This is a genomic window from Neptuniibacter pectenicola (assembly GCF_001597735.1).
GTDB classification, from domain to species: Bacteria; Pseudomonadota; Gammaproteobacteria; order Pseudomonadales; family Balneatricaceae; genus Neptuniibacter; species Neptuniibacter pectenicola.
Genome location: NZ_LUTS01000002.1, coordinates 23,797 through 48,175, shown reverse-complemented (window position 1 = coordinate 48,175; position 24,379 = coordinate 23,797). Strand labels below are relative to the sequence as shown.

General features: G+C 46.8%; 20 protein-coding genes and 1 other RNA gene. All 21 read right to left on the bottom strand.

Annotation, left to right across the window (positions count from 1 at the left end):
• Positions 1-2 precede the first annotated feature (2 nt).
• Positions 3-1,223 (bottom strand): bifunctional glutamate N-acetyltransferase/amino-acid acetyltransferase ArgJ, encoded by a 1,221-nt coding sequence (argJ, locus tag A3773_RS02790; protein WP_067982868.1) that lies wholly within the window; start codon positions 1,221-1,223, stop codon positions 3-5.
• Positions 1,224-1,294: 71 nt separating this feature from the next.
• Complete coding sequence (gene secA, locus A3773_RS02785; RefSeq protein ID WP_067982865.1) at positions 1,295-4,033, bottom strand: preprotein translocase subunit SecA; 2,739 nt, start codon at positions 4,031-4,033, stop codon at positions 1,295-1,297.
• Positions 4,034-4,218: 185 nt separating this feature from the next.
• Entirely contained in the window at positions 4,219-5,133 is a 915-nt protein-coding gene (gene lpxC, locus A3773_RS02780) for a UDP-3-O-acyl-N-acetylglucosamine deacetylase (protein ID WP_067982862.1), read from the bottom strand.
• Positions 5,134-5,234: 101 nt separating this feature from the next.
• A complete protein-coding gene (gene ftsZ / locus A3773_RS02775; RefSeq protein ID WP_067982859.1) occupies positions 5,235-6,407 on the bottom strand; it encodes a cell division protein FtsZ in 1,173 nt (390 codons plus the stop codon).
• A gap of 94 nt (positions 6,408-6,501) precedes the next feature.
• Positions 6,502-7,749: a cell division protein FtsA gene (ftsA, locus tag A3773_RS02770; RefSeq protein WP_067982855.1), complete on the bottom strand. Its 1,248-nt coding sequence runs from the start codon at positions 7,747-7,749 to the stop codon at positions 6,502-6,504.
• Positions 7,750-7,754: 5 nt separating this feature from the next.
• Positions 7,755-8,606 carry a cell division protein FtsQ/DivIB gene (locus A3773_RS02765; RefSeq protein WP_082800529.1) on the bottom strand — a complete coding sequence of 284 codons (852 nt, stop codon included), beginning with the start codon at positions 8,604-8,606 and terminating at the stop codon, positions 7,755-7,757.
• Position 8,607: 1 nt separating this feature from the next.
• Positions 8,608-9,555, bottom strand: a complete 948-nt coding sequence (locus A3773_RS02760; RefSeq protein ID WP_067982853.1) for a D-alanine--D-alanine ligase — start codon at positions 9,553-9,555, stop codon at positions 8,608-8,610.
• A 5-nt stretch (positions 9,556-9,560) separates the two neighbouring features.
• Positions 9,561-11,000 carry a UDP-N-acetylmuramate--L-alanine ligase gene (gene murC, locus A3773_RS02755; protein WP_067982849.1) on the bottom strand — a complete coding sequence of 480 codons (1,440 nt, stop codon included), beginning with the start codon at positions 10,998-11,000 and terminating at the stop codon, positions 9,561-9,563.
• Positions 11,000-12,091 (bottom strand): undecaprenyldiphospho-muramoylpentapeptide beta-N-acetylglucosaminyltransferase, encoded by a 1,092-nt coding sequence (gene murG / locus A3773_RS02750; RefSeq protein WP_067982846.1) that lies wholly within the window; start codon positions 12,089-12,091, stop codon positions 11,000-11,002. Before murG ends, murC begins: the two co-directional genes overlap by 1 nt.
• Positions 12,088-13,323 (bottom strand): putative lipid II flippase FtsW, encoded by a 1,236-nt coding sequence (ftsW, locus tag A3773_RS02745; RefSeq protein ID WP_231902127.1) that lies wholly within the window; start codon positions 13,321-13,323, stop codon positions 12,088-12,090. The genes murG and ftsW overlap by 4 nt, the downstream gene beginning before the upstream one ends.
• Positions 13,324-13,337: 14 nt before the next feature.
• Positions 13,338-14,690: a UDP-N-acetylmuramoyl-L-alanine--D-glutamate ligase gene (gene murD / locus A3773_RS02740; protein WP_067982843.1), complete on the bottom strand. Its 1,353-nt coding sequence runs from the start codon at positions 14,688-14,690 to the stop codon at positions 13,338-13,340.
• Between the two features lie 17 nt (positions 14,691-14,707).
• A complete protein-coding gene (gene mraY / locus A3773_RS02735) occupies positions 14,708-15,790 on the bottom strand; it encodes a phospho-N-acetylmuramoyl-pentapeptide-transferase (protein WP_067982840.1) in 1,083 nt (360 codons plus the stop codon).
• Between the two features lie 6 nt (positions 15,791-15,796).
• Positions 15,797-17,164, bottom strand: coding sequence for a UDP-N-acetylmuramoyl-tripeptide--D-alanyl-D-alanine ligase (locus tag A3773_RS02730; RefSeq protein ID WP_067982836.1), 1,368 nt, complete (start codon positions 17,162-17,164; stop codon positions 15,797-15,799).
• Positions 17,161-18,627 carry a UDP-N-acetylmuramoyl-L-alanyl-D-glutamate--2,6-diaminopimelate ligase gene (locus A3773_RS02725; protein ID WP_067982832.1) on the bottom strand — a complete coding sequence of 489 codons (1,467 nt, stop codon included), beginning with the start codon at positions 18,625-18,627 and terminating at the stop codon, positions 17,161-17,163. Before A3773_RS02725 ends, A3773_RS02730 begins: the two co-directional genes overlap by 4 nt.
• Before the next feature lie 22 nt (positions 18,628-18,649).
• Positions 18,650-20,362: a peptidoglycan D,D-transpeptidase FtsI family protein gene (locus tag A3773_RS02720; protein WP_067982829.1), complete on the bottom strand. Its 1,713-nt coding sequence runs from the start codon at positions 20,360-20,362 to the stop codon at positions 18,650-18,652.
• Positions 20,352-20,729: a cell division protein FtsL gene (ftsL, locus tag A3773_RS02715; protein ID WP_231902126.1), complete on the bottom strand. Its 378-nt coding sequence runs from the start codon at positions 20,727-20,729 to the stop codon at positions 20,352-20,354. The genes A3773_RS02720 and ftsL overlap by 11 nt, the downstream gene beginning before the upstream one ends.
• On the bottom strand, positions 20,730-21,668 hold the full coding sequence (rsmH, locus tag A3773_RS02710; RefSeq protein WP_067982826.1) for a 16S rRNA (cytosine(1402)-N(4))-methyltransferase RsmH: 939 nt from the start codon (positions 21,666-21,668) through the stop codon (positions 20,730-20,732).
• Positions 21,669-21,693: 25 nt separating this feature from the next.
• Positions 21,694-22,149, bottom strand: coding sequence for a division/cell wall cluster transcriptional repressor MraZ (mraZ, locus tag A3773_RS02705; RefSeq protein ID WP_067982823.1), 456 nt, complete (start codon positions 22,147-22,149; stop codon positions 21,694-21,696).
• Between the two features lie 257 nt (positions 22,150-22,406).
• Positions 22,407-22,799, bottom strand: a complete 393-nt coding sequence (locus A3773_RS17765; RefSeq protein ID WP_156473425.1) for a hypothetical protein — start codon at positions 22,797-22,799, stop codon at positions 22,407-22,409.
• Between the two features lie 334 nt (positions 22,800-23,133).
• Positions 23,134-23,487, bottom strand: an RNA gene (gene rnpB, locus A3773_RS02700) — RNase P RNA component class A.
• Between the two features lie 41 nt (positions 23,488-23,528).
• On the bottom strand, positions 23,529-24,362 hold the full coding sequence (gene rsmI, locus A3773_RS02695; protein ID WP_067982820.1) for a 16S rRNA (cytidine(1402)-2'-O)-methyltransferase: 834 nt from the start codon (positions 24,360-24,362) through the stop codon (positions 23,529-23,531).
• Positions 24,363-24,379: the final 17 nt, after the last annotated feature.

Below are 24,379 nucleotides of genomic sequence, written 5' to 3'. Positions count from 1 at the left end.
CATTAGCTGCGATAATCTGCATTAATACTCACGTAGTCATGGGATAAATCCGTTGTCCATACCGTTTCAGTCACATCACCACGGTTCAACACAACTCTAATTAGGATCTCTTCACCATCCATCACTGCCTGTCCTGCATCTTCGGTATAGCCGCTATCTCGACCACCTTGACTAACAATACAAACATCACCTAAAAAGATCTGTAGCGCGTTCAAATCTAAATTTTCGATACCGGCACGCCCGACAACAGCCAAGATACGTCCCCAGTTTGGATCAGAAGCAAAAAGTGCAGTCTTAACTAACGGAGAATGGGCAATATCAAAAGCAGTCCGCAACGCCTCTTCTTGACTCGCGGCGGATTCAACGCAAACGGTAACAAACTTAGTAGCGCCCTCACCGTCCCTGATGATCGCATGGGCAAGCGTTTGCATCACTTCAGTCAATACCTGTTTGAACGCTAAAAACCCCTCTTGATCGCTTTCAGAGACAACCAAACCCGATTTACCCGTTGCCACCAGCATGCAGGAGTCATTCGTTGACGTATCACCATCAACAGTAATGCGATTGAATGAACAATCAGTTGCATCAATCAACAACTGCTGCAGTAACCCCGCCTCTACCTCAGCATCAGTCGCAACATAACCTAGCATCGTTGCCATATTAGGCTTAATCATGCCCGAGCCTTTAGATATACCCGTCAACGTCACGGTTTTACCCTGATAGACAAACTGTTTCGAGCAACCTTTCAGCCGTGTATCAGTAGTTAAAATACCTTCCGCCGCATCGTTCCAGCCATCCACTGACAACGCCTCTTTCGCCTTAGGCAGTGCTGCTATAAGCTTCTCAACCGGTAGTTTTTCACCAATCACCCCTGTGGAAAAAGGCAATACAGATGCGGTATCGGTATCGCACAACGTCGCAACCGCCTCACATGTGGCGACCGCATCCTGCCATCCCTCTTGTCCTGTGCCCGCATTCGCATTCCCTGTGTTGACGATAAGATAGCGGGCGGCTGCTTTACTTAAATGATCTTTACATAGCTGAACCGGCGCAGCACAAAAAGCATTTTTAGTGAAAACACCGACAACGCTGGCATCATCACAAATACGCATGAGTACAACATCTTTACGACCCGGCGTTTTAATACCGGCTGACGCGGTACCTAGTTCAAACCCTTGTACCGGATGCATTTTACTTGGAAAGGTTGCGGGACCAACGGCCATTTAAATTTTCTCCTTTAGCGCAGAAAGCAGCCAACAGGCTGCTTTCTTAACTGTCTCAAACTGTATAAAAGTTATGTGGATAGTTTACCGTGACACTGTTTATATTTTTTACCGGAACCACATGGACAAGGCTCATTTCGACCCACCTTACGTCCATCTCTTACAAACGTTTCACCCTGTTCATCTGTAGATTCAGCGTTATCGTCGTCAGACAGCGCGGAACTCTGATCATGGGTAAAATCCATCTGCTGATTTTCAGCCTGCTCACGGCGTAATTGCTCCATCGCCTCAAGCTCTTCAGGTTGCTGCACCTGTACATGACAGATAATACGAATAACATCACGTTTAATATTATCCAATAGCTCCTGAAAGAGATGGAACGATTCACGCTTATATTCTTGTTTAGGGTTCTTCTGAGCATAACCACGCAAGTGGATACCTTGTCGCAGATGATCCATGGTTTGTAAATGCTCTTTCCAAAGCGTATCAAGCACTTGTAGCATAACTTGCTTTTCAAAGTTACGCATAGTGGACTCGCCCACCTGCTGCTCTTTCTGCTTATAAACCGCTAAGATCTCGTCCTGAACTTTTTGATACAAGGTTTCTTCGTGCAGACTATCATCTTGATCAAGCCACTCTTGAACAGGTAACTTCACTGAGAAATCCGCTTCAAGTGAGCGCTCAAGCCCCGCAATATCCCATTGCTCTTCTAAGCTTTGCGGTGGCACAAACTCACTAAATTTACTTGCAACAACCTCTTCACGCACCGCATTAATCGTTTCAGAGATATCATCCGTTGCCATGATTTCATTACGCTGTTCATAAATAACCGTACGCTGATCATTCGCAACATCATCATACTCAAGTAATGATTTACGAATATCAAAGTTACGACCCTCAACTTTGCGCTGCGCTTTCTCGATAGCATTACTTACCATCTTATGCTCAATCGCTTCACCACGTTCCATACCCAGTGCTTGCATCAACTGGCGAACACGATCTGATGCAAAAATACGCATAAGGTCATCTTCCAACGAAAGGAAAAAGCGCGACGAACCTGGGTCACCCTGTCGACCTGCACGACCACGGAGCTGGTTATCAATACGGCGTGACTCATGACGCTCTGTACCAATAATATGTAAGCCACCGTTCTCGAGTACTTGCTTATGACGCGCTTCCCAAGCCGCTGTTACTTCAGCAATCTGTTCATCAGTTGGGTTATCAAGCTCAGCCAGTTCTGCTTCAAGTTTACCGCCGAGAACAATATCCGTACCACGACCTGCCATATTGGTTGCGATCGTTACCGCACCAGGACGGCCCGCTTGGGCAATGATCGATGCTTCACCACCATGGTTCTTGGCATTCAATACATTATGTACAATTTTCTCTTTCTTTAAGAGCGTAGAGATCAGTTCAGACGACTCAACTGACGCGGTACCCACCAAAACGGGACGCAGCGCTTCCTGACAGGCACGAATCTCTTTCACTATCGCTTCGTACTTCTCTTCTACACTCATGTAGATAAGATCATTTTCATCTTTACGTGAGATAGGCTTGTTCGTTGGAATTACAACAACATCTAAACCGTAGATCTGACGAAGCTCAAACGCTTCAGTATCAGCGGTACCGGTCATGCCTGAAAGTTTTGAATATAAACGGAAGTAGTTCTGGAAGGTTGTAGACGCAAATGTCTGGCTTTCGTTCTGTACCGACACGCCCTCTTTGGCCTCAACTGCTTGATGTAAGCCTTCAGACCAACGACGGCCTTGCATAATACGACCGGTATGCTCATCAACAATGACAACTTCATTGTTTTGTACAATATAATCAACATCTTTCTGGAACAGGTAGTGGGCACGCAAGCCCGCCAACACATGATGCAGCAAGTTCAGGTTATGAGGGGCATAAAGACTTTCCCCTTCATTTAACAACCCTTGTTCTGTTAACAATTCCTCAACAGCAGCATGACCCGCTTCGGTAAGCTCAACCGTACGATTCTTTTCATCTACCGCAAAGTGCTCACTAATATCTTGTGACTCATCTTGCGGATCAATCTCACCATCAAACTTTTTCAGCTGTGGAATCAGCTGATTAATCGTGACATACATCTGCGAGCTATCTTCGGCTGGGCCAGAGATAATCAAAGGTGTACGCGCCTCATCGATAAGAATCGAGTCGACCTCATCCACAACCGCAAAGTTAAAGTCTCGCTGTACCTTCTCATCAAGACTAAACGCCATATTGTCGCGAAGGTAATCAAAACCAAACTCGTTGTTCGTTCCATAGGTAATATCAGCGGCATAAGCAGCGCGCTTAGTTGCGGGGTCTTGTCCCGAAAGCGCAACACCTACCGTCAAGCCTAATGCTTCATACAATGGACGCATCCACTCGGCATCACGACTCGCTAGATAATCGTTGACAGTAACAACATGCACACCCAAACCAGTTAACGCATTTAGATACACTGCAAGCGTTGCCACAAGGGTTTTACCCTCACCCGTACGCATCTCAGCGACTTTGCCATCATGCAATGTCATACCACCGATTAGCTGTACATCGAAATGGCGCATCCCCATGACACGCTTGGACGCTTCACGAACAACAGCAAACGCTTCCGGCAACAACTGATCAAGGTCGGCACCCTCATCAAGACGCTGACGAAACTCAACAGTTTTCGCTGCCAGTTCTTCATCTGTTAGTTTTTCAAGATCGACTTCTAATGCATTAATCGCCTTAACGATTTTACCCATGCGCTTGAGTTCACGATCATTCTTACTACCAAAAACTTTTTTTAACAATCCTGTCAGCATATCTCGACTTATACCTATGAAGTCTAAAACGATCCTCGACTCTTTTCAGAGGAGGAAAAAATTAACTCAGCATTCTACCTTTATTTGGGGCAGAAATTGAATCTAAAAGGGCGAATTAATAAAAACCTTACATAAAATGCAAAAAAAAACCGAACATAGAGTTCGGTTTTCTTATAAATCAGGGATCAGAGCGCTAAAATAGGCTTTTGATAAGAGATAGGTGCACTTTCTTCATTATCTTCAAATGTAACGATCTCCCATGCATCTTCATTCGCTAGCAGCTCACGTAATAGGCGGTTATTCAGGTAATGGCCTGACTTATCTCCATAAAACTCACCGATTAAGCTCTTACCTAAAAGGTAAAGGTCGCCAACGGCATCAAGCACTTTATGCTTAACAAACTCATCATCATAACGAAGGCCGTCTTCATTAAGGATACGGTAATCATCTACAACAATGGCATTATCGAAGCTACCACCTAGCGCAAGATTTTGTGAGCGAAGGTATTCATAGTCGCTCATAAAACCAAATGTACGGGCACGGCTTACTTCTTTAACAAAGGACGTACTGGAAAAATCTAAAGATGATTCCATTTTTCGCCCTTCAAACGCAGGGTGATCAAACTCAATTTTGAAGCCTACTTTAAAGCCGTCAAACGGTTTAAACGTAGCAGATTTCCCGTCTGATTCAACAGTCACTTCTTTAGTAATACGGATAAACTCTTTCGCAGCATTCTGCTCTTCAAGGCCCGCAGACTGAATAAGAAACACAAATGGCGCAGCACTGCCGTCCATAATAGGTACTTCTTCAGCACTTAACTCAACATAAGCATTATCAATACCTAACCCCGCCATCGCGGACAGTAAATGCTCGACAGTAGCGATACGCGCACCGTCTTTAGCCAAGTTTGTAGACAACGTTGTATCGGCAACGTTATGCGCGTGCGCCAAGATTTCAACCATAGGGTCTAAATCGACGCGACGGAATACTATGCCTGTATTGACAGGTGCTGGTTTCAGGGTCAGATAAACTTTCTGACCTGTGTGTAAACCAATTCCTGTTGCTTTAATGCTGTTTTTTAACGTTCTCTGCTTAATCATGCCATCTGCCAAAAATAAAAAGGGCCATACTACCGCGCGATATTAACAAAGAAATCATCTTTTAGAAAGATAAATCCTTCCCCCGAAGCGTTTGCCTAATATTAGTCTGCCTGCTTTCTTAAGAAAGTAGGAATATCTAAATAGCCCGCATCACCTTCTGTACCCGTTTGTTTCAGTACATCTTCTGTGAACTCTGCAGGACCATCTAACGCTTCATTCTTTCTTCTACGAAGAATAGTAGGCAAGTCAATTTGTTCTAAGTTCAAACTTCCGTCTACTTTTTTCATATTGTCTTGAACAGGACGTACGGCTTCTTGCGGCTTATCCAACCCCGTTGCAACCACCGTTACCTTCAATTCGTCAGACATACCGGGTTCGATAACCGTACCAATGACAATGGTGGCATTTTCAGAAGCGTACTCTTCGATCTGATTACCAACCTCAGTAAACTCGCCTAGGCTTAAATCCATGCCTGCGGTGATATTGACCAAAATACCACTGGCACCACGAAGGTCTACATTATCAAGCAATGGGCTTTTAATCGCTTTTTCTGCCGCTTCCGCTGCACGATTTTCACCTCGAGCATGACCCGTTCCCATCATCGCCATACCCATTTCGGACATCACCGTACGTACATCGGCGAAATCCACGTTAATCATACCTGGGCGCGTAATTAGATCAGAGATACCTTGTACCGCCCCTCTAAGCACGTCATTTGCGGACTCAAACGCATTCAACAAACTACAATTGCGCCCAAGTACCTGCATCAATTTTTCATTTGGGATAATGATTAGCGAGTCAACACTCTCACGCAGCTCTTTAATGCCATCGGCGGCAATCGACATGCGCTTGCGGCCTTCAAATGGGAACGGCTTCGTCACGACAGCAACCGTTAAAATTCCCATATCTTTCGCCACTTCAGCCACAATAGGTGCTGCACCTGTACCGGTACCACCCCCCATACCTGCAGTAATGAAGACCATATCTGCGCCTTTCAGCATTTCGCCAATACGATCTCGATCCTCCATAGCCGCTTGACGACCCACTTCTGGATTTGCCCCTGCGCCTAACCCTTTAGTCAGGGCATTACCAAGTTGAATGACCGTCTGAGAAGACATTGATGAAAGCGCCTGTGCATCTGTATTCGCACATACGAATTCAACTCCCTCAAGATCACCACTTTCCATGTGCTTAACGGCATTGCCGCCACCGCCACCAACACCAATCACTTTGATCACTGCATTTTGTGGAACGCTATCTAACAGTTCAAACATTGTTAGCTCCTTTAGTGCTCAACCAAGCACTATCCCCTAATTCGCTGCCAAACATCATTAACAGCCGAAACATTAAAAATCGATTTAAGCTGGCTTAATAATTACTTTTAAACCAAGCTTTCATTTTTTCTAAAACACCTATCCGTGGAGCAGAGGCTACATCTTGATTAACCGTCTCTACACTACCGCCTACATGGTCATGCTGTGCATACTGCAACAACCCTATACCTGTGGCATAGATAGGGCTGTTAAGAATATCTGCCATTCCCCGCACACCATGAGGTGATGCTAGGCGTACCGGCATATGGAAAATCTCTTCTGCCAGTTCAATCGCCCCCTCCATTTTTGAGGTCCCTCCCGTTAAAACGATGCCGGCCGCAACCAGATCCTCAAAACCACTGCGACGCAGTTCTGCTTGGATCAGGCTAAACAACTCCTCGTAACGGGGCTCTACAACTTCAGCCAACGCTTGTCGGGACAAATCTCTGGACGGTCGATCGCCTACACCGGGCACTTTGACGGTTTCACTACCGGTCGCAAGTTGAGCCAAGGCACAGGCATATTTAATTTTTATCTCTTCCGCATGTTGAGTCGGTGTACGTAACGCCATAGCGATGTCATTAGTCACCTGGTCACCCGCTATAGGGATAACTGTGGTGTGCCTAATTGAACCACCGGTAAAGATAGATATATCGGACGTACCGCCACCTATATCTACCATACACACGCCGAGCTCTTTCTCATCTTCCGTTAACACGGAATAACTCGATGCCAACTGCTCAAGGACTAAGTTATCAACCTCTAGGCCGCAACGACGGACACACTTCTCAATATTTTGAGCCGCATTTACAGACCCCGTCACTAAATGGACTTTGGCCTCTAAACGAACACCCGACATGCCCAACGGTTCTTTAATACCTTCCGAACTGTCGATCTCATACTCTTGCGGCAAAATATGTAGGATCTTTTGATCCGCAGGAATCGCAACCGCCCTAGCCGCATCAATAACACGCTCAAGGTCATATTCAGTCACTTCTCGATCACGTACAGCAACAATACCGTGCGAGTTCAAACTACTTATATGACTACCGGCGATGCCAACGGTGACCGAATGAATTTTACACCCAGCCATCAACTCAGCCTCTTCAACCGCGCGCTGTATTGAACTGACCGTCGACTCTATATTTACAACAACGCCTTTTTTAAGCCCCCTTGATGCGTGAGAGCCGATGCCTATTATTTCGATGGCACCATCAACACCGATCTCACCCACAAGGCATAACACCTTAGATGTACCGATATCCAAGGCAACAATCATATTGTTATCCATCGAATTACTCATTTTCCTTACCCTGCATTTTCATCTTCGGGTTTTTCTCGCCACTTAACCGCTACACCATGGGTATAACGAATATCAATTGCTTCTATCTCATCAACCTGTTTTGACAATCTCAGCTGATAGAGATCCAAAAACCGCCGCAAACGCTCATTAATCGCTTCGCGTCCCACTGTCACCTTAATCTGGTTGTCTAGCTCAAATGTCCACGCACCTCGAGCTTCCAAATTAAGGCTTACCACATTCAGTCCTACCTGCCTCAGCATCTGACTCAGGTCATGAAACTGGGCCATCACTCGCTCGGTTTCAGGGGCCGGGCCACTTAACCGAGGTAAGCTGAGGTATTCATCTTTCAACTCAGGCCAAAAGATATCACCCTGATGATTAAGTAAGCCCCGTTCACCCCACCGTGCAACAGGAACTTCCTCTTCAATGTTAATCACCAGGCGATTAGGCCAATCACGCTTAATCGCAGCGACACGTACCCAGGGGTGTTCACTAACCAGCTCCCGAATAACTACAATGTCAGCGCTCAACAACCCATGTTTTAAACCGGTTCCTATATCTTCAGCCAACGCTTTACGATCTAAGTGCTGAGCCGTACCAATAATAACAATCTGTTCTACCGGCCTATCCAACCACGCCCATACGTTATAACTCACCCCCCATAACACACCGATAAAGATCAGTAGTGATGAGATCGTCCCAAAAGGCTTCCACCAGCGGTCAAAATCACCCGCTGTCTTTAACGTACTTTCTGTCTTATCAGCCAACGCCTCACGGCTTGCGCCTCGAGGAAACAAAGCAGGTTCAACATCAACCTCCTCCGTCTCTTTTCGCTTCAGAAAGTCGAAAAGCGCCATATCAGTGAGCCGTCTTTAAAATTTCTACAACCAATTGCTCAAACGAAATACCCTGCTGTTTAGCGGCCATCGGCACTAAACTATGATCCGTCATCCCGGGCGCAGTATTAACTTCTAATAACTGAAACTCGCCATGTTCATCCTGCATAACATCCACACGCCCCCAACCTGCACAACCTACAGCGGCAAACGCTTTTTCTGCGAGGTCGCGTAACGCTTTATCTTTTTCAGCGCTCAAACCATGGTCAAACCGATACTCTGTATCGTTTGCTACATATTTAGCATCAAAATCATAAAACTCATGGTTGGTCACCAGTAAAATGGGAGACAGCGCCTTTCCATCTAATACCGCAACTGTATATTCATCACCACTCATCCAGCGCTCAGCAATAACTGTGCGATCAAAACTTTCGGCGGTTGTTAATGCATCCGCTAATTCCGCACGACTGCGCACCTTACTCATACCGATGCTGGAGCCCTCATGTGCAGGTTTCACAATAATCGGAGTACCTAAACGCGTAATCACCTCATCTAAGGACTCATGTTGACCACACACTGCAAACGGTGGTGTTGGTAAACCCGCACCTAACCACAGCTGCTTTGTACGCAACTTATCCATACCGATTGCTGAGGCTGCTACGCCGCTACCGGTATAAGGTTTACCCAGCATCTCTAACGCGCCCTGCAGAGTTCCATCCTCACCACCTGGACCATGAAGAATAAGAAATGCACGATCAAACGCTTCCTCTTGTAACTGACGCAAGGGCTCTAAATCTGCAGACTCACCGTATAAATCGATTCCAAAAGCCTCTACACCCGCACGTTGCAAACCCGCTAGCACGGCTGCACCACTTTTTAAAGACACGGCGCGCTCAGATGAGTTGCCACCATAAATGACCGCAACACGCCCAAAACTCGCCTTTAAATCTGAATCGATCACAAAACTCATCTATTTCAATCCTCAGCAACTAAAGACAACTGGTTTAACTGGTGCGCCAATGCAGTAATGTCACCTGCACCTTGCGTAAGCAGTAGATCGCCTGGCTGCAAAATACCTTTTAGAACATCTGCCACTAAATCTTTATCACTCACAAAAACAGGGTCAATACGGCCACGCTGACGAATACTGCGACATAAACTTCGGCTATCCGCCCCCGCAACAGGCTCCTCTCCCGCGGCATAAACCTCTAGCAACAACAAAATATCGACTTCAGATAAAACCTCAACAAAGTCTTCATAAAGATCACGTGTACGGCTATAACGATGGGGCTGATTGATCATAACTAGACGCTTATCAGGCCAACCTTCGCGAATCGCTTTAATCACCGCGCTTACTTCACGTGGATGATGTCCATAGTCATCCACCAGCATCGCATTCCCGCCTTTAACCGCCACTTCACCCAAAACTTGGAATCGGCGACCGACGCCTTCAAACTTAGTAAGGGCCGCACAAATCGCCTCATCAGAAATACCTTCATCAGTAGCGACAACGATCGTCGCTAAGGCATTCAACATATTATGATGACCCGGCATATTTAACGACACATTAAGGTCCGCAAACCCTTCAGGACGTTTAACGGTGAATCGAGTAAACATCCCCTCTTGGCGAACATTTTCTGCTCGATAATCCGCATCATCAGACACGCCGTAAGTTAATACAGGGCGGCTAACCTCAGGCAAAATATCTCTCACAACAGGATCATCAATACACATCACGGCTAAGCCGTAAAAAGGTAAGTTATGGAGAAATTCGATAAAGGTTTTCTTCAAAACAGAGAAATCATTACCATAGGTTTCCATATGGTCAGCATCAATGTTCGTCACAATGGAGACCATAGGTTGCAGATGCAAAAACGAAGCATCGCTCTCGTCAGCTTCAGCCACAAGATAACGGCTTGTTCCCATTTTGGCGTTTGTACCCGCACTATTTAAGCGCCCACCGATAACAAACGTTGGATCTAACTTACCTTCCGCAAAAATAGACGCCAATAGACTTGTCGTTGTTGTTTTGCCGTGGGTACCCGCAACCGCTATACCATGACGGTAACGCATTAACTCAGCCAACATTTCGGCTCGGCGAACAATTGGAATTCGCTGGCCACGCGCTGCTTTGACTTCAGGGTTCTCTTCATTAACCGCAGTCGACACAACAACAACATCAACACCTGACACATTCTCAGTCGCATGACCAATAAAAATGGACATACCCAACTTCTCAAGGCGATCCGTCGTCGCTGACGCTTTTAAGTCAGACCCTGAAATCTGATAACCTTGGTTAAGCAAAACCTCTGCAATGCCACACATCCCCACACCGCCGATACCGATAAAGTGAATACGGCTGATACGGCGCATTTCGGGTATTTCAAATCGTGTAAAAGCATTTTGTTGTTCCATTATTTCATCGCCTCAAGACAAACGTTTGCGACCCTATCACTTGCTTCAGGTTTACCAAGAGCACACGCTTTATTTGCCATTTCAATCAACGTCTCACGCTGATTTAACTGTTCTGTAAGTAAACGTTTCAAAACATCTCTGCTCAAATCGTTCTGCTGCACAAGAATCGCAGCACCATTATCTGCCAAAAACGCAGCATTCTTTGTTTGGTGATCATCAACCGCATAAGGAAAGGGAACCAAAATAGATGCAACACCTGCAATACTCAGCTCACTGACGGTTAACGCCCCAGCTCGACATAACACAACATCAGCCCAACCGTAGGCCTCATCCATTGCATCAATAAACGGCTCCACCCTACAGCCATTAATATTAAATTTTTTGTAACGCTCTAACGTCTCTTCAATATTGCGCTTACCCGTTTGATGCCAAACCTCTGGGCGCTGCTCTTCAGGGACCTCAGCCAATACCTCAGGCAGCAGATCATTCATCGATTTAGCCCCTAAGCTCCCCCCAACAACGAGCAACCGAATGTTCCCATTACGCGCCGCCATCCGTTCAAGGGGCGTACGCATCTCTAATATGGACCCTCTCACCGGATTCCCGACAGATTCGGTAGCTACACGACCTTTAAACGCCCCTTTAAACGCTTCCAACACCCGCGTAGCAACCTTAGATAACGCTTTATTTGTCATACCAGCCACAGCGTTTTGCTCATGGATGATTAAAGGAATTCTCATCAGCCATGCCGCAACGCCTCCGGGGCCAGATGCAAAACCACCCATACCAAGCACAACATCAGGCTTCACCTTTCTCACAACCTGTAGTGCCTGCCATAACGCAATAATCAATTTAAACGGCGCTAACAACAGGCTGAGTTTCCCCTTACCTCGCAAACCTCTCACTTCAATAGAGTGCAACGTCAATCCAGCAGCCGGCACTAAATCCGCTTCAATACCGTGACGAGATCCCAGCCACTCGACATGCACACCTTGAGCCTGCATTTTTTCTGCCGTAGCAAGCGCAGGAAACACATGCCCTCCCGTTCCTCCTGCCATAACCAAGGCAACCGGTGTTTTACGCTGACTCATACATGCACCTTTTGCTGAACCCTTTCATTAGACCGTTTTTTCGCTGCACCATCGGACGTATTCGACTTCCCTTTTGCACGTGTAGCCGACAGATCAAATCGGCTTTTCTTTAGTTCGTAATCAATTCTTAAAATGACCGCTAACATGGCACAACTAACCAATAAGCTACTGCCGCCATAACTCACTAAAGGTAAGGTCAAACCTTTGGTCGGCAATGCACCTACATTCACACCGATATTAATGAGCGCCTGCCCAGCAAAAATAATTCCAAAGCCATAACAAACATAGGCTTTAAAAAACGCTTTCATTTTCTCCCCACGCCGGCCTATACGGAAAATATTTACAACTAGCACTGCGTATAAAACAATCAGTGACGCAGCGCCAATAAAACCAAGCTCTTCAGCCAAAACCGAAAAAACAAAATCGGTGTGAGCTTCAGGCAGATAAAAAAGCTTCTGGACACTATTGCCCAACCCCGTACCGAACCACTCACCACGTCCAAACGCAATTTGCGCTTGCGACAACTGATAACCCGCACCAAAAGGATCCTGCCACGGGTCCAAAAAGCTCTGCAATCGCGCAACACGGTATGGCTGTAAACCCACAACCAAACCTAATAAGGCCACAACACTCACAATTACAACTAAAAACTGCGAAAAACGCATACCGCCTAAAAAGATCATGCCCATAACCGTTCCCATCAGCACAACTAAGGCACCAAAGTCAGGTTCAAAGTAGAGCAATACACAAAAAATTCCTAAAGGTAGCGTCGGCTTAGCGATCCCCTTCCAACTGCGTCTTACCTCATGGAGACGGCGTACCAAATAGCCGCCCATGTACAGCACCATACAAAACTTTGCGACTTCCGATGCCTGCAAGTTTAAAGGCCCTAAAGGCAACCAACGATGACTACCATTAACCCCTTTCCCTACTCCCGGGATTAACACTAAAATCAATAAAAAACCCGCAGCAAGCATCCACCAGTGCCCAGTTCGCTCCCAAAAACTAATCGGGAAATTCCAGACAATAACGGCACCGATTAAAGCGATAACGATAAAAGAGGCCTGTCTAATCACGTAGTAATAAGGCGTACCATTATTTTCCATTGCAACATCTAACGAGGCCGAACTGATCATCACAAACCCAGTCAAAATCAACGCAATCGCGCAGCCTAAGACCCATGGATCAAAAGGCAAAACACCGAGCTTTGATTGCGGGGTTGAAGATGACATGATCGCACTAAGCATCAGAGCGAACCCACCGCATCAACAAACGCATCACCACGCGCAGGAAAGCCACTAAACATATCAAAGCTCGCACACGCTGGAGAGAGCAACACGATATCTCCGGATTCCGCCAGGCTAGTCGCCTTAGCAACCGCATCAGACATACTGAGTGCCGCTACTTTTTCAAGGGACCCACAGGCCGCCGCCAAACGCTCACCATCTTCACCCAAATACACTAAACCTCGACCGAAACGCTGTAAGGGTGCTGCCAAATCAAAAAACTCAGCGCCTTTACCTACACCGCCCGCAATCAACACTATTTTCTGGGTACCTGATAAGGTCTCACCTAAGCCAACCAATGCTGCAACGGTTGCACCAACATTTGTGCCTTTTGAATCATTAAAATAACTAACACCCGCTTTATCAGAGACCCACTGGCAACGGTGCTTTAAACCACCAAATGAGCGTAAAGCCCCCAGCATTGCATCCATTGGGAAGCCCGCAGCATGGCCAATAGCTAAAGATGCCAACGCATTGGCTATATTATGACTACCCCGTATCTTCAATTCAGAAGCGGGCAGCAGTTTGTTAAATTCAAAACTTAACCAACGCTCGCCCTGATCCTCAATTAAACCAAATACTGAAAAATCAGGTTTACCTAAACGGTAGGACAACGTATTCACATTGGTGGATAACAGCGGTGCAGTTAATGCATCATCGAGATTGATAACCACATGCTTGGCGCCCCGAAATATGCGATGTTTAGCTTGATAATAGCCCTGCATATTATTGTCATAACGATCTAAATGATCGGGTGTCACATTCAGCACTGTCGCCACTTCAGCCCGAAGCTCATGGGTTGTTTCCAGCTGAAAGCTAGATAGCTCCATGACATAAAGATCTTTTTCGGGCTGGTCTAACATCTCTAATACTGGGGTGCCTATATTGCCACACACACCTACATTCAGACCGGCCGCTTTGGCCATTTCACCCACCAAGGTTGTTACTGTACTTTTCGCATTAGAGCCAGTGATAGCAATAATCGGCGCGTCAACCTCTCGACAAAACAGATCGATATCACCCGTCAGCGAAACCCCTGCAGCAACCGCGTCTTGAATAGCTGACGCCCTCTGACTAACCCCAGGGCTCAGAATCAGCTCGCTCGCTCTTTTCAAATATTCACTATCAAAAGCGCCACAGCGCAAATCGACAGCAGGGAACATCTGTTTAAACTCATCAGCGCCTGGCGGATTAGCACGGCTATCAACCACCGCAAAAGAGATCCCTTTTTTAGCTAAAAAACGTGCGCACGCCAGCCCGGTCCGTCCCAGACCGATCACAATTTTAAAATTATCGCTGGCGATTAATCCCATAACTCAACCTACTACTCTTAACGAATTTTCAGTGATGCTAAACCAATCAGCACCAATACAACGGTAATAATCCAGAAGCGCACAATCACGCGCGGTTCTGGCCAACCTTTTAATTCAAAATGATGATGTAACGGCGCCATTCTAAAAATACGGCGCCCCGTCAGCTTAAATGAAGCCACTTGCAGGATGACGGAAACGGTTTCAGCTACAAAGACCCCTCCCATAATAAAGAGGATAAACTCCTGCCTAACAATCACGGCGATTACGCCTAATGCAGCGCCCAACGACAGCGCACCTACATCGCCCATAAACACTTGAGCTGGGTACGTGTTAAACCATAAGAAACCCAGTCCAGCCCCCACAATGGCGCCACAGAAAATAATCAGCTCACCCGAACCTTCGATATAGGGAATCAACAGGTAATCCGCAAATTTAACGTTACCCGACAGGTAAGCAAAAACCCCTAGAGCACCCGCCACCAAAACCGTGGGTAAAATAGCTAGACCATCCAAGCCATCCGTTAAGTTCACCGCATTGGAGCTACCAACAATGACAAAATAGGTAAACACAATAAAAAATATACCTAACTCAATAGATACATCTTTTAAAAACGGTATAAGTAATGACGTTTCAACCGGTGTACTTGCAACGGAATACAACACGACCGCCGCACCGATCCCACCCACTGATTGCCAAAGGTATTTCCATTTAGCCGGCAAGCCACGGGGGTTTTTCTCAACCACTTTACGGTAATCATCAACCCAGCCCACTGCACCAAAAATCAACGTAACCAGCAAAGTAATCCATACATAAATATTGCTAAGGTCGCTCCATAGCAGCGTACTCACAGCAATAGCAACTAGAATAAGCGCGCCCCCCATCGTTGGGGTTCCCGCTTTGCTCAAATGGCTTTGCGGGCCATCATCACGAATCGCCTGACCAATCTGATTACTTCGTAATTTATTAATTACAAAAGGCCCCACCAAAAGAGATATCATCAGGGCGGTTAAGACGCCCAAAATACCTCTTAATGTCAGATACTGAAATACAGCGAAGCCGCTGTAATACTCTGATAAAAATTCTGCTATTAGTGGTAGCATTTTTGCTTAATCCCCTTCAGACAGGCTGTTCACAACCCGCTCCATTGCTGCACTACGTGAGCCTTTAATCAGAATATTAGTATTCTGACGTGCCGCACCCAATAGCGCGGCGCTTAGCTCTTCTTGAGTTTCAAAATACTTACCACAACCGGGTAACTCGGCATTAAATGCCGAAACAGAGTGCCGAGACAGCGCGCCGGTCGCCCACAGGCTTCCAGCCCCCTTCTGCGCCGCTCGACAACCTACCTTTTTATGCTGTTCAGCGGCATCAGCCCCTAACTCAGCCATGTCTCCTAACACCAGAATAGATTCGCCTGGCAAGCTAACCAATAGGTCGACTGCCGCGTTTACTGATCCTGGGTTTGCGTTATAACTATCATCAATAACTAAAGCACCCTGTGGGCCTTTAACCGGACACATACGCCCTTTAACAGCTTTAAAACGATGCAGCCCCTCAGCAATCTGCTGTAAAGATATCTCTTGGGTACTCACCGCTGCAGCCGCCGCCAATGCATTAGCGACATTATGTTGTCCCATAACGCTCAACTGAACGGGTACCACTTGCTCACCCCGATGCAGCATAAATGAGAAACATCCGGTATCCGATGCTTTGATATCAGACGCATAAATATCAGCCGTATCAGACACACATGAGAACGTTTTACGCTTTTGCCCTTCCGTGCCACCAAGCCAAAATTGAGCGTATTTATCATCCGCGTTAATGATGGCGTACCCATTAGTTTTTCTAAGCTGTGAGAAAATTTCTGCTTTCGCCTCAACAACCCCTAACAAGGAACCAAAGCCCTCTAGATGAGCCCCCATGGCATTAGTAAGTACTGCCACATCAGGCAAAGAAAGAGCTGTTGTATACGCAATTTCTCCCCCTGCACTGGCACCCTGCTCAATAACGGCAGCTTGATGCTCATCATTTAGGCAAAAGAGTGTAAGCGGCACACCGATATCGTTATTAAAATTGCCTTTCGTGGCTAACACCGAGCGCGTCTGAGACAGAATGCTATATAGCATCTCTTTTACTGTGGTTTTGCCACTACTGCCTGTCACCGCATATAAGCAACCATGAAAACGCTGTCGATTGGCCAGCGCTATATCGGCCAGTGCTTTATGCGTATCGCTAACAACCCATTGCGCTATTGACGGCTCAACAGGATGGGAAACAACCGCTGCCACCGCGCCTTTAGCCAGCGCTTGTTCAATAAATTCATGTCCATCAAAGCTAGGACCAACGAGCGCCACAAACAGATCGCCCGGCGTAATCGTCCGCGTATCTGTGCTGACACCACTGAAAGGTACATCCTCAGTCACATCGCCGCCAAACTGTTGCTGTAATTGCGCTAAACACCACTCGCCAATCATGCTGCAATTCCTAAAAACTTACGTGTCACCACTACATCGCTAAATGGGTAACGAGTACCAGCAATCTCTTGATAGTCCTCATGCCCTTTGCCCGCAATTAAAACAACATCCTCTGGTGACGCTTTCATAATCGCCAACTGAATCGCTTCAGCCCGATCTATTTCAATATCTGGTACATGTAAGCTGATGCCGTGTTTAATCATCTCTATTATTTTCTGTGGCTGCTCACTACGTGGGTTATCACTGGTTACAACTAAGTGATCCGCTAAACGGTCTGCTATGTTGCCCATCAATTCGCGCTTACCTATATCCCTATCACCACCGCAGCCAAATACACACCATAAAGTTCCAGAGGTATGCGCCCTGACCGCTTGCAAAGCTTTTTCTAATGCATCCGGCGTATGGGCATAATCAACGATCACCAAGGGCTTATTAGCCGCTACGATCGCTTGCATTCGCCCAGGAACCGATTCTATTTTGGATAATGCGTCAACCAACTGCTCATAGCTAAAGCCTTGTTCAACTAGCGTTGCAGCAACGATAAGTAAATTGTCTAAATTAAAATCACCGATGATTTTACTGCAAAATGCAAAACCGCCAGTTGAGGTTTTAACCTCCGCTTCAATACCGTGCAGTGCTAGACGATAGGCCGCTAAACGGTAATCCCCATGAACTCGACCCACGGAAACAGCTTGGCCCCGTATCCCATCATCAGCCCACAACTGTCGACCAAACGCGTCATCTATATTGATAATCGCTTTTTTTAGGGATGGCATTTTAAAAAGTTTTGCCTTCGCTGCACCATAGGCATCCATAGAGCCATGGTAATCCAAGTGATCACGGCTCAAATTAGTCAATACGGCGTAATCAAACGCGACCGCCGCTACCCGCCCTTGATCTAAGGCATGGCTTGATACTTCCATCACAACCGCGTCAGCCCCGGCCTGCTTTAATTCCGCAAACAACTTTTGCAAACCAACCGCATCCGGTGTGGTATGTGTTGCTTTGTCTAGGGCGCTTGGAAAACCATTACCAACGGTGCCGATAATGGCCGTTTTAACATCCAACGTATTCATCGCTTGGGCGATAAAGTGTGCGCATGACGTTTTACCGTTAGTCCCTGTGATACCTATCACCGTCATATGCTTACTGGGCTCGTCATAAAAGCGCGCCGCAATAAAACCTATATGACTGATCAAATCGGGGATGGCGATCACTGGCACATCAACCTGTGGGCACGAATCAACTTCACTCGAATCCAACACAATAGCGACAGCGCCCGCGGCCACAGCATCAAGCACAAAATCCACACCTCGGTGTAATAACCCCGAACGTGCAATAAACAAGGTGCCTGTACCAATTGCTCGGCTATCTTGAGAGATATCAGACACAACGAGATCGGCGCAGGTTGTATTAACCCACTCCGGCAATATCTCTATAAGTGTCTTTTCTATCTTCAACATATCGATCTCTTAGATCACCGAGTTATAATTGTTTATTAACGTCTGGCCAGTTATCAGGTGGCACATTCAGTAAACGTAACGCCCCTCCCATCGCGCGCGAAAAAACAGGCGCGGCAACTTCACCACCGTAATACTCTTGCCCTTTAGGGTTATCAATCATCACGACGGTCACTAGGCGTGGGTTACTGACTGGCGCCAGGCCTGCAAACGTCGACATATATTGATCGTCAATGTAGCCACCACGGCCCACTTTATGCACTGTGCCCGTTTTGCCTGCCACTCGATAACCCGGAACCGCCGCTCTGCGGCCGGTACCTTTGCTACTAATAACCGTTTCCATCATTACACGTACATCTTGCGCCACACTCGCAGGCATAACACGTACAGGCTTACCCGCTTCTTTCTGACGAATCAGGTTCACTGGGCTCATCACGCCATCATTGGCTAAGGCCAAATAGGATTGCGCTAACTGCAACGGCGTCACCGATAAACCATAGCCATAGGATAACGTCGCTCGTTCAACCACCTGACGTTTATTCAAATAAGGCAGATACCCCGAACTCTCTCCGGGAAAACCTATGCCTGTTGCCTGACCTAACCCCACATTGTGGTACAAGTTGCGCACAGAGCCTTCAGGCAAACTCATCGTTAACTTGGTAACACCGACGTTGCTTGATTTAGTAATGATTGTAGAAACATCAATCTCACCATAATTACGGTGATCTCGAATGGTTTTACGTTTCACTCTTAAATAGCCTGGCGATGTATCAACCAGCGTATCGGGCGTATATTGCCCACTCATCAAGGCTGCCGCTACCGTCATGGGCTTAACCGTTGAGCCCGGCTCAAACGTATCGGTTAATGCACGGTTACGTAACGCAGATGATACGCGCTGTCGCGGATCATTCGGGTTATAGGAGGGCTGATTCACCATCGCTAAAACTTCGCCCGTCTTAACGTCCAACATAACCAAAGACCCGCCATCCGCTTTATGCGCTTTGACCGCTGCTTTTAGCTCTCGATAAGCAAGGTACTGCAATCGCAGATCAATACTTAACTCAATATTATTGCCATGCTGAGCCGACTTCACCTCGCGGACATGCTTAATGGTCCGGCCCAACCGATCCTTCATGACTAACTGCTTGCCCGGCTCAGCTTTAAGCCAATCCTCATACGCAAGCTCCAACCCCTCTTGGCCTTTACCGTCTAAATTGGTAAAACCCACCAAGTGAGTGGTCACTTCCGCTGCAGGGTAGTAACGTTTATATTCTCTATCAACGTGCACACCTGGAATCCGCAACGCTCTGACTTTTTCCGCTAGCTCAGGCGTACCTTGTCGCTGCAAATAAAGAAAACGCTTAGCGCGATTAGCTGACAATTTAGCGGTTAGCTTTTGCTTATTACTTTTAAGCAGTATTGCTAGCTTTGCGATATTTACATGCTGCAGATCCATCATCTTAGGATCCGCCCAGATCGTCGCTACCGGCGCGCTCACAGCTAACGGCTCGCCATTACGATCCGTGATAATTCCCCGATGCGCAGGCACCTGAACAGTCCGCAATGTTCGTTCATCACCCTGCGTCTGTAGAAACGCCTGATCTTCAACGTACAGCGACAACATACGCGCAGTGATACCCATCGCCACAAGCAACAAAAGAATCAGCACCAACCAAAGGCGCCATCCTCGTCCTACTGTCGCTTCGGTACTATCACCGGCTTCGTTATTATCGCTCATTGCGGATAATCTCTATTTGATTCACTTCAGGCACTTTCATACCCAATTTTCTCGCGGCTTGCTGCTCAACACGGTTGTTGGCAGACCAAGCGCTTTGTTCTAATAAAAGCTGTCCCCATTCAACCTGTAACTCATCTCGCTGCTGTATTAACTCTTGGTGGTGATTAAAAAGCGTTCGATACTCAAACGCACTCAACACAACCACCAAACATGACACCACCAGCAGCACAACTAAGACCAATACCGTTAAAAAAGGCCTTAATAGAGTTTCCACATTGCAAAACTCACCGGCCTGGGGCGTATCAACCTCATCACCCCCTTCAGCCTGTTTTTTTTTCAACCATCGTTGAAAAAAACGGATCCGCACTTAAGCCACCTTCTCCGCTATACGCATAACAGCACTCCGCGCACGGACATTGTCTTGCGTTTCATTATCACTCGCTTTTACTGCTTTGCTGACACTTCTCAAACGAATTTCAAGCATGTCATTAGTAAACGGAATACCCCGTGGTAGATGCTCATCACCTTTAACATGCTTACGAATAAAGCGTTTAACGATGCGATCCTCTAACGAGTGAAAACTGATCACTACAAGGCGCCCACCAATTTTCAACATATCCAACGTTTGATCTAAGCAGCTTTCTAAATCGTCTAATTCTTTATTAATATGGATACGAATACCCTGAAATGCTCGCGTAGCGGGGTTCTTACCCTTTTCCCAAGCGGGATTTGCTTCAGCAATTATTTTAGAAAGCTGAGCCGTTGTTGTAATCGGTGTCTCTTGACGCTTAGCAACAATCGCTTTAGCCATACGACGGGAGAACTTTTCCTCACCGTAGGTATAAATAACATCAGCAATTTCGGTTTCATCTGCACGGGCAATCCACTCCGCCGCACTTTCACCTGATGACGTATCCATCCGCATATCAAGCGGACCATCATTCATAAAACTAAACCCTCTCGATGCATCATCCAATTGTGGAGAAGACACACCTAAATCAAGCAGCACACCATCAACCTTGCCTGCCATACCCCGATCAGTAACAAACTGTTCTAGTTGCGCGAAACTACCGTGCGCGATAGAAAAACGCGGCTCATCAGCAAAGCGCTCATTCGCATGAGCAATCGCTTGGGGATCTTTATCGATACCTAATAGTTCACCCGTTTCCGCCAACTGCTCAAGCACTAACGCAGAGTGTCCACCACGCCCAAACGTTCCATCGACATAAAAACCAGATGCATCCTGCACCAAAGCATCAACAGCTTCCTGCAACAGAACGGTAATATGTTTAAATTCCTGGCTCATCGATAAATCTCGCTAGCTTTCATCTTTATAATGAAAGGTTCTGTAACTCTTCAGGCATTGCCATGCCCCCATCCACATCCTGAAGATACTCTTCACGTGTGGCTAACCATCTGGACTCATCCCAGATTTCAAACTTTTGGCCTTGACCAAGCAGTACAATTTTCTTATCTAACTCAGCATATTCACGTAAAGGCGCCGACAACAACAAGCGTCCATTACCGTCCATATCCAAATCAGTAGCATGCCCAATCAATAGCCGTTGAATACGTCGTGCTGCGGGATTAAAACTAGGCAGTGCCTCTATTTTGGCTTGAATCTCTTCCCATTCATGCAGTGGATAAAGCAATAAACAGCGCTCTTCAGTATCAATCGTTGCCACGAGCTGCCCATCACAACACGCCGCGATTTTCTCGCGATAACGTGCTGGGATCGCCATGCGCCCCTTAGCATCTAGATTGATTTGATTTACGCCTCTAAACATTTCTCGCTCTCAAAACCCACTTGAATTACAGAATTACCCACTTTTACCCACTTTATCCCACTAAAGCACACTATAGAAAGGAACCCCAACTAAAGCAAGACAGAATGAGCACCAAACAACGGTTTAATCGTTCGGTTTATTAGATAAATTGATAATGAGAAATACGGCTCAAGAAAAGCATCAAGAAAGACACTTTAAAAACAAGGAATTAGAATTTCAGCTGCAAAATAAACGCAAAAATCGACCAAAAATGGATTTTAAATATGAAAAGAATAAAAGTTTAAGAATTTGCAAAGGATAAAAAAGTTGTGGAGTTTTCCGGTAAGCCCTGAGTCGTTCTGAGGGGCCGTCGTGGACAGCCACTCACCTGAAGCATCCATCAAACCGCACACTATTAAGCGTCCAAACAAATGGCATACACCATTTGAGAAAGAGAAAAAGTTGAGGAGCTTGCCGGTAAGCCCTGAGCCGTTCTGAGGAGCCGTCGTGGACAGCCACTCACTGAAGCATCCATCAAACCGCAACACTATTAAGCGTCCAAACAAATGGCATACACCATTTGAGAAAGAGAAAAAATTGAGGGGTTTGCCGGTAAGCCCTGAGCCGTTCTGAGGAGCCGTCGTGGACAGCCATTCATCTGAAGCATCCATCAAACCGCAACACTATTAAGCGTCCAAACAAATGGCATACACCATTTGAGAAAGAGAAAAAATTGAGGGGTTTGCCGGTAAGCCCTGAGCCGTTCTGAGGAGCCGTCGTGGACAGCCATTCATCTGAAGCATCCATCAAACCGCAACACTATTAAGCGTCCAAACAAATGGCATACACCATTTGAGAAAGAGAAAAAATTGAGGGGTTTGCCGGTAAGCCCTGAGCCGTTCTGAGGAGCCGTCGTGGACAGCCATTCATCTGAAGCATCCATCAAACCGCAACACTATTAAGCGTCCAAACAAATGGCATACACCATTTGAGAAAGAGAAAAAATTGAGGAGCTTGCCGGTAAGCCGGGTTCTGTCGTGGACAGTCATTCATCTGGGATACGCATCACTACGCACCTCAAGCAACCTACCCGGTTCCAGCGCGGGTCACGCCTATAGGAACCCTATTTGGTCTTGCTCCGAGTGGGGTTTACCATGCCGTGGAATGTTGCCACCCACGCGGTGCGCTCTTACCGCACCATTTCAACCTTACCGTTATACCGAAGTATACTTAGGCGGTGTATTTTCTGCTGCACTTTCCGTCGACTCGCGCCGCCCAGACGTTATCTGGCACTCTACCCTTTGGAGCCCGGACTTTCCTCCATCCTTTTACAAGGACAGCGACTGCCTGGCAAACTCCTCGGCGCGGATTCTAACAGAGAGATTCAGCTTTAGCGATGCCTAACGACTCAAAGCCGCTTGATAAAGTACCTTTTTCTTTAACCCTGTGATTTTTGCCGCTAATGAAGCCGCCTGACTTGCAGGCAGTTCCGCCAAAAGGATATCCAGCACTTCCAGCGCCTTAGCATCCAGTAGCACCTCCCCTTTAGTTTCAACCCCATGCACAAGAACAACAAACTCCCCCCGCTGCTGGTTTGAGTCGGCTTCCATCCATTCAATTAAAGGGGTTAATTGGTCCACATGGATAGTTTCATAGGTTTTCGTGAGCTCCCGAGCAACCGCCACAACACGTTCACCACCAAACACATCCCGCATATCCTTCAATGAAGCTAAAATACGGTGAGGAGACTCATAAAAAATGAGCGTTCTCGACTCGCCAACCAAGCCTTTTAACTGCTGTTTACGCCCACTCGACTTATGCGGCAAGAACCCCTCAAACACAAAACGATCGGTGGGCAACCCTGCGGCCGATAACGCAGTGATAAAAGCAACACAGCCAGGCACTGGAACAACACGAAAGCCAGCCTCCCTTACCCCCTTAACCACAACATAGCCTGGGTCAGAAATTAATGGCGTGCCAGCATCAGAAATAAGCGCAACACTGGCACCAGATTGCAACTGGTGTACAATCGTCTCAATTCGCTGGCGTTCGTTATGCTCATGAACGGAAACAAGGCGGGTATCGATTCCACAATGCGCCATTAAACGGGCACTATGACGCGTGTCCTCTGCAGCAATTAGCTCAACTTGCTGCAATACTTCAATTGCGCGAGGAGTCATATCCTGCAAATTTCCAATCGGTGTCGCTACAACATACAGTGCCGGTTCTAACATTACAGATACCATCCTCA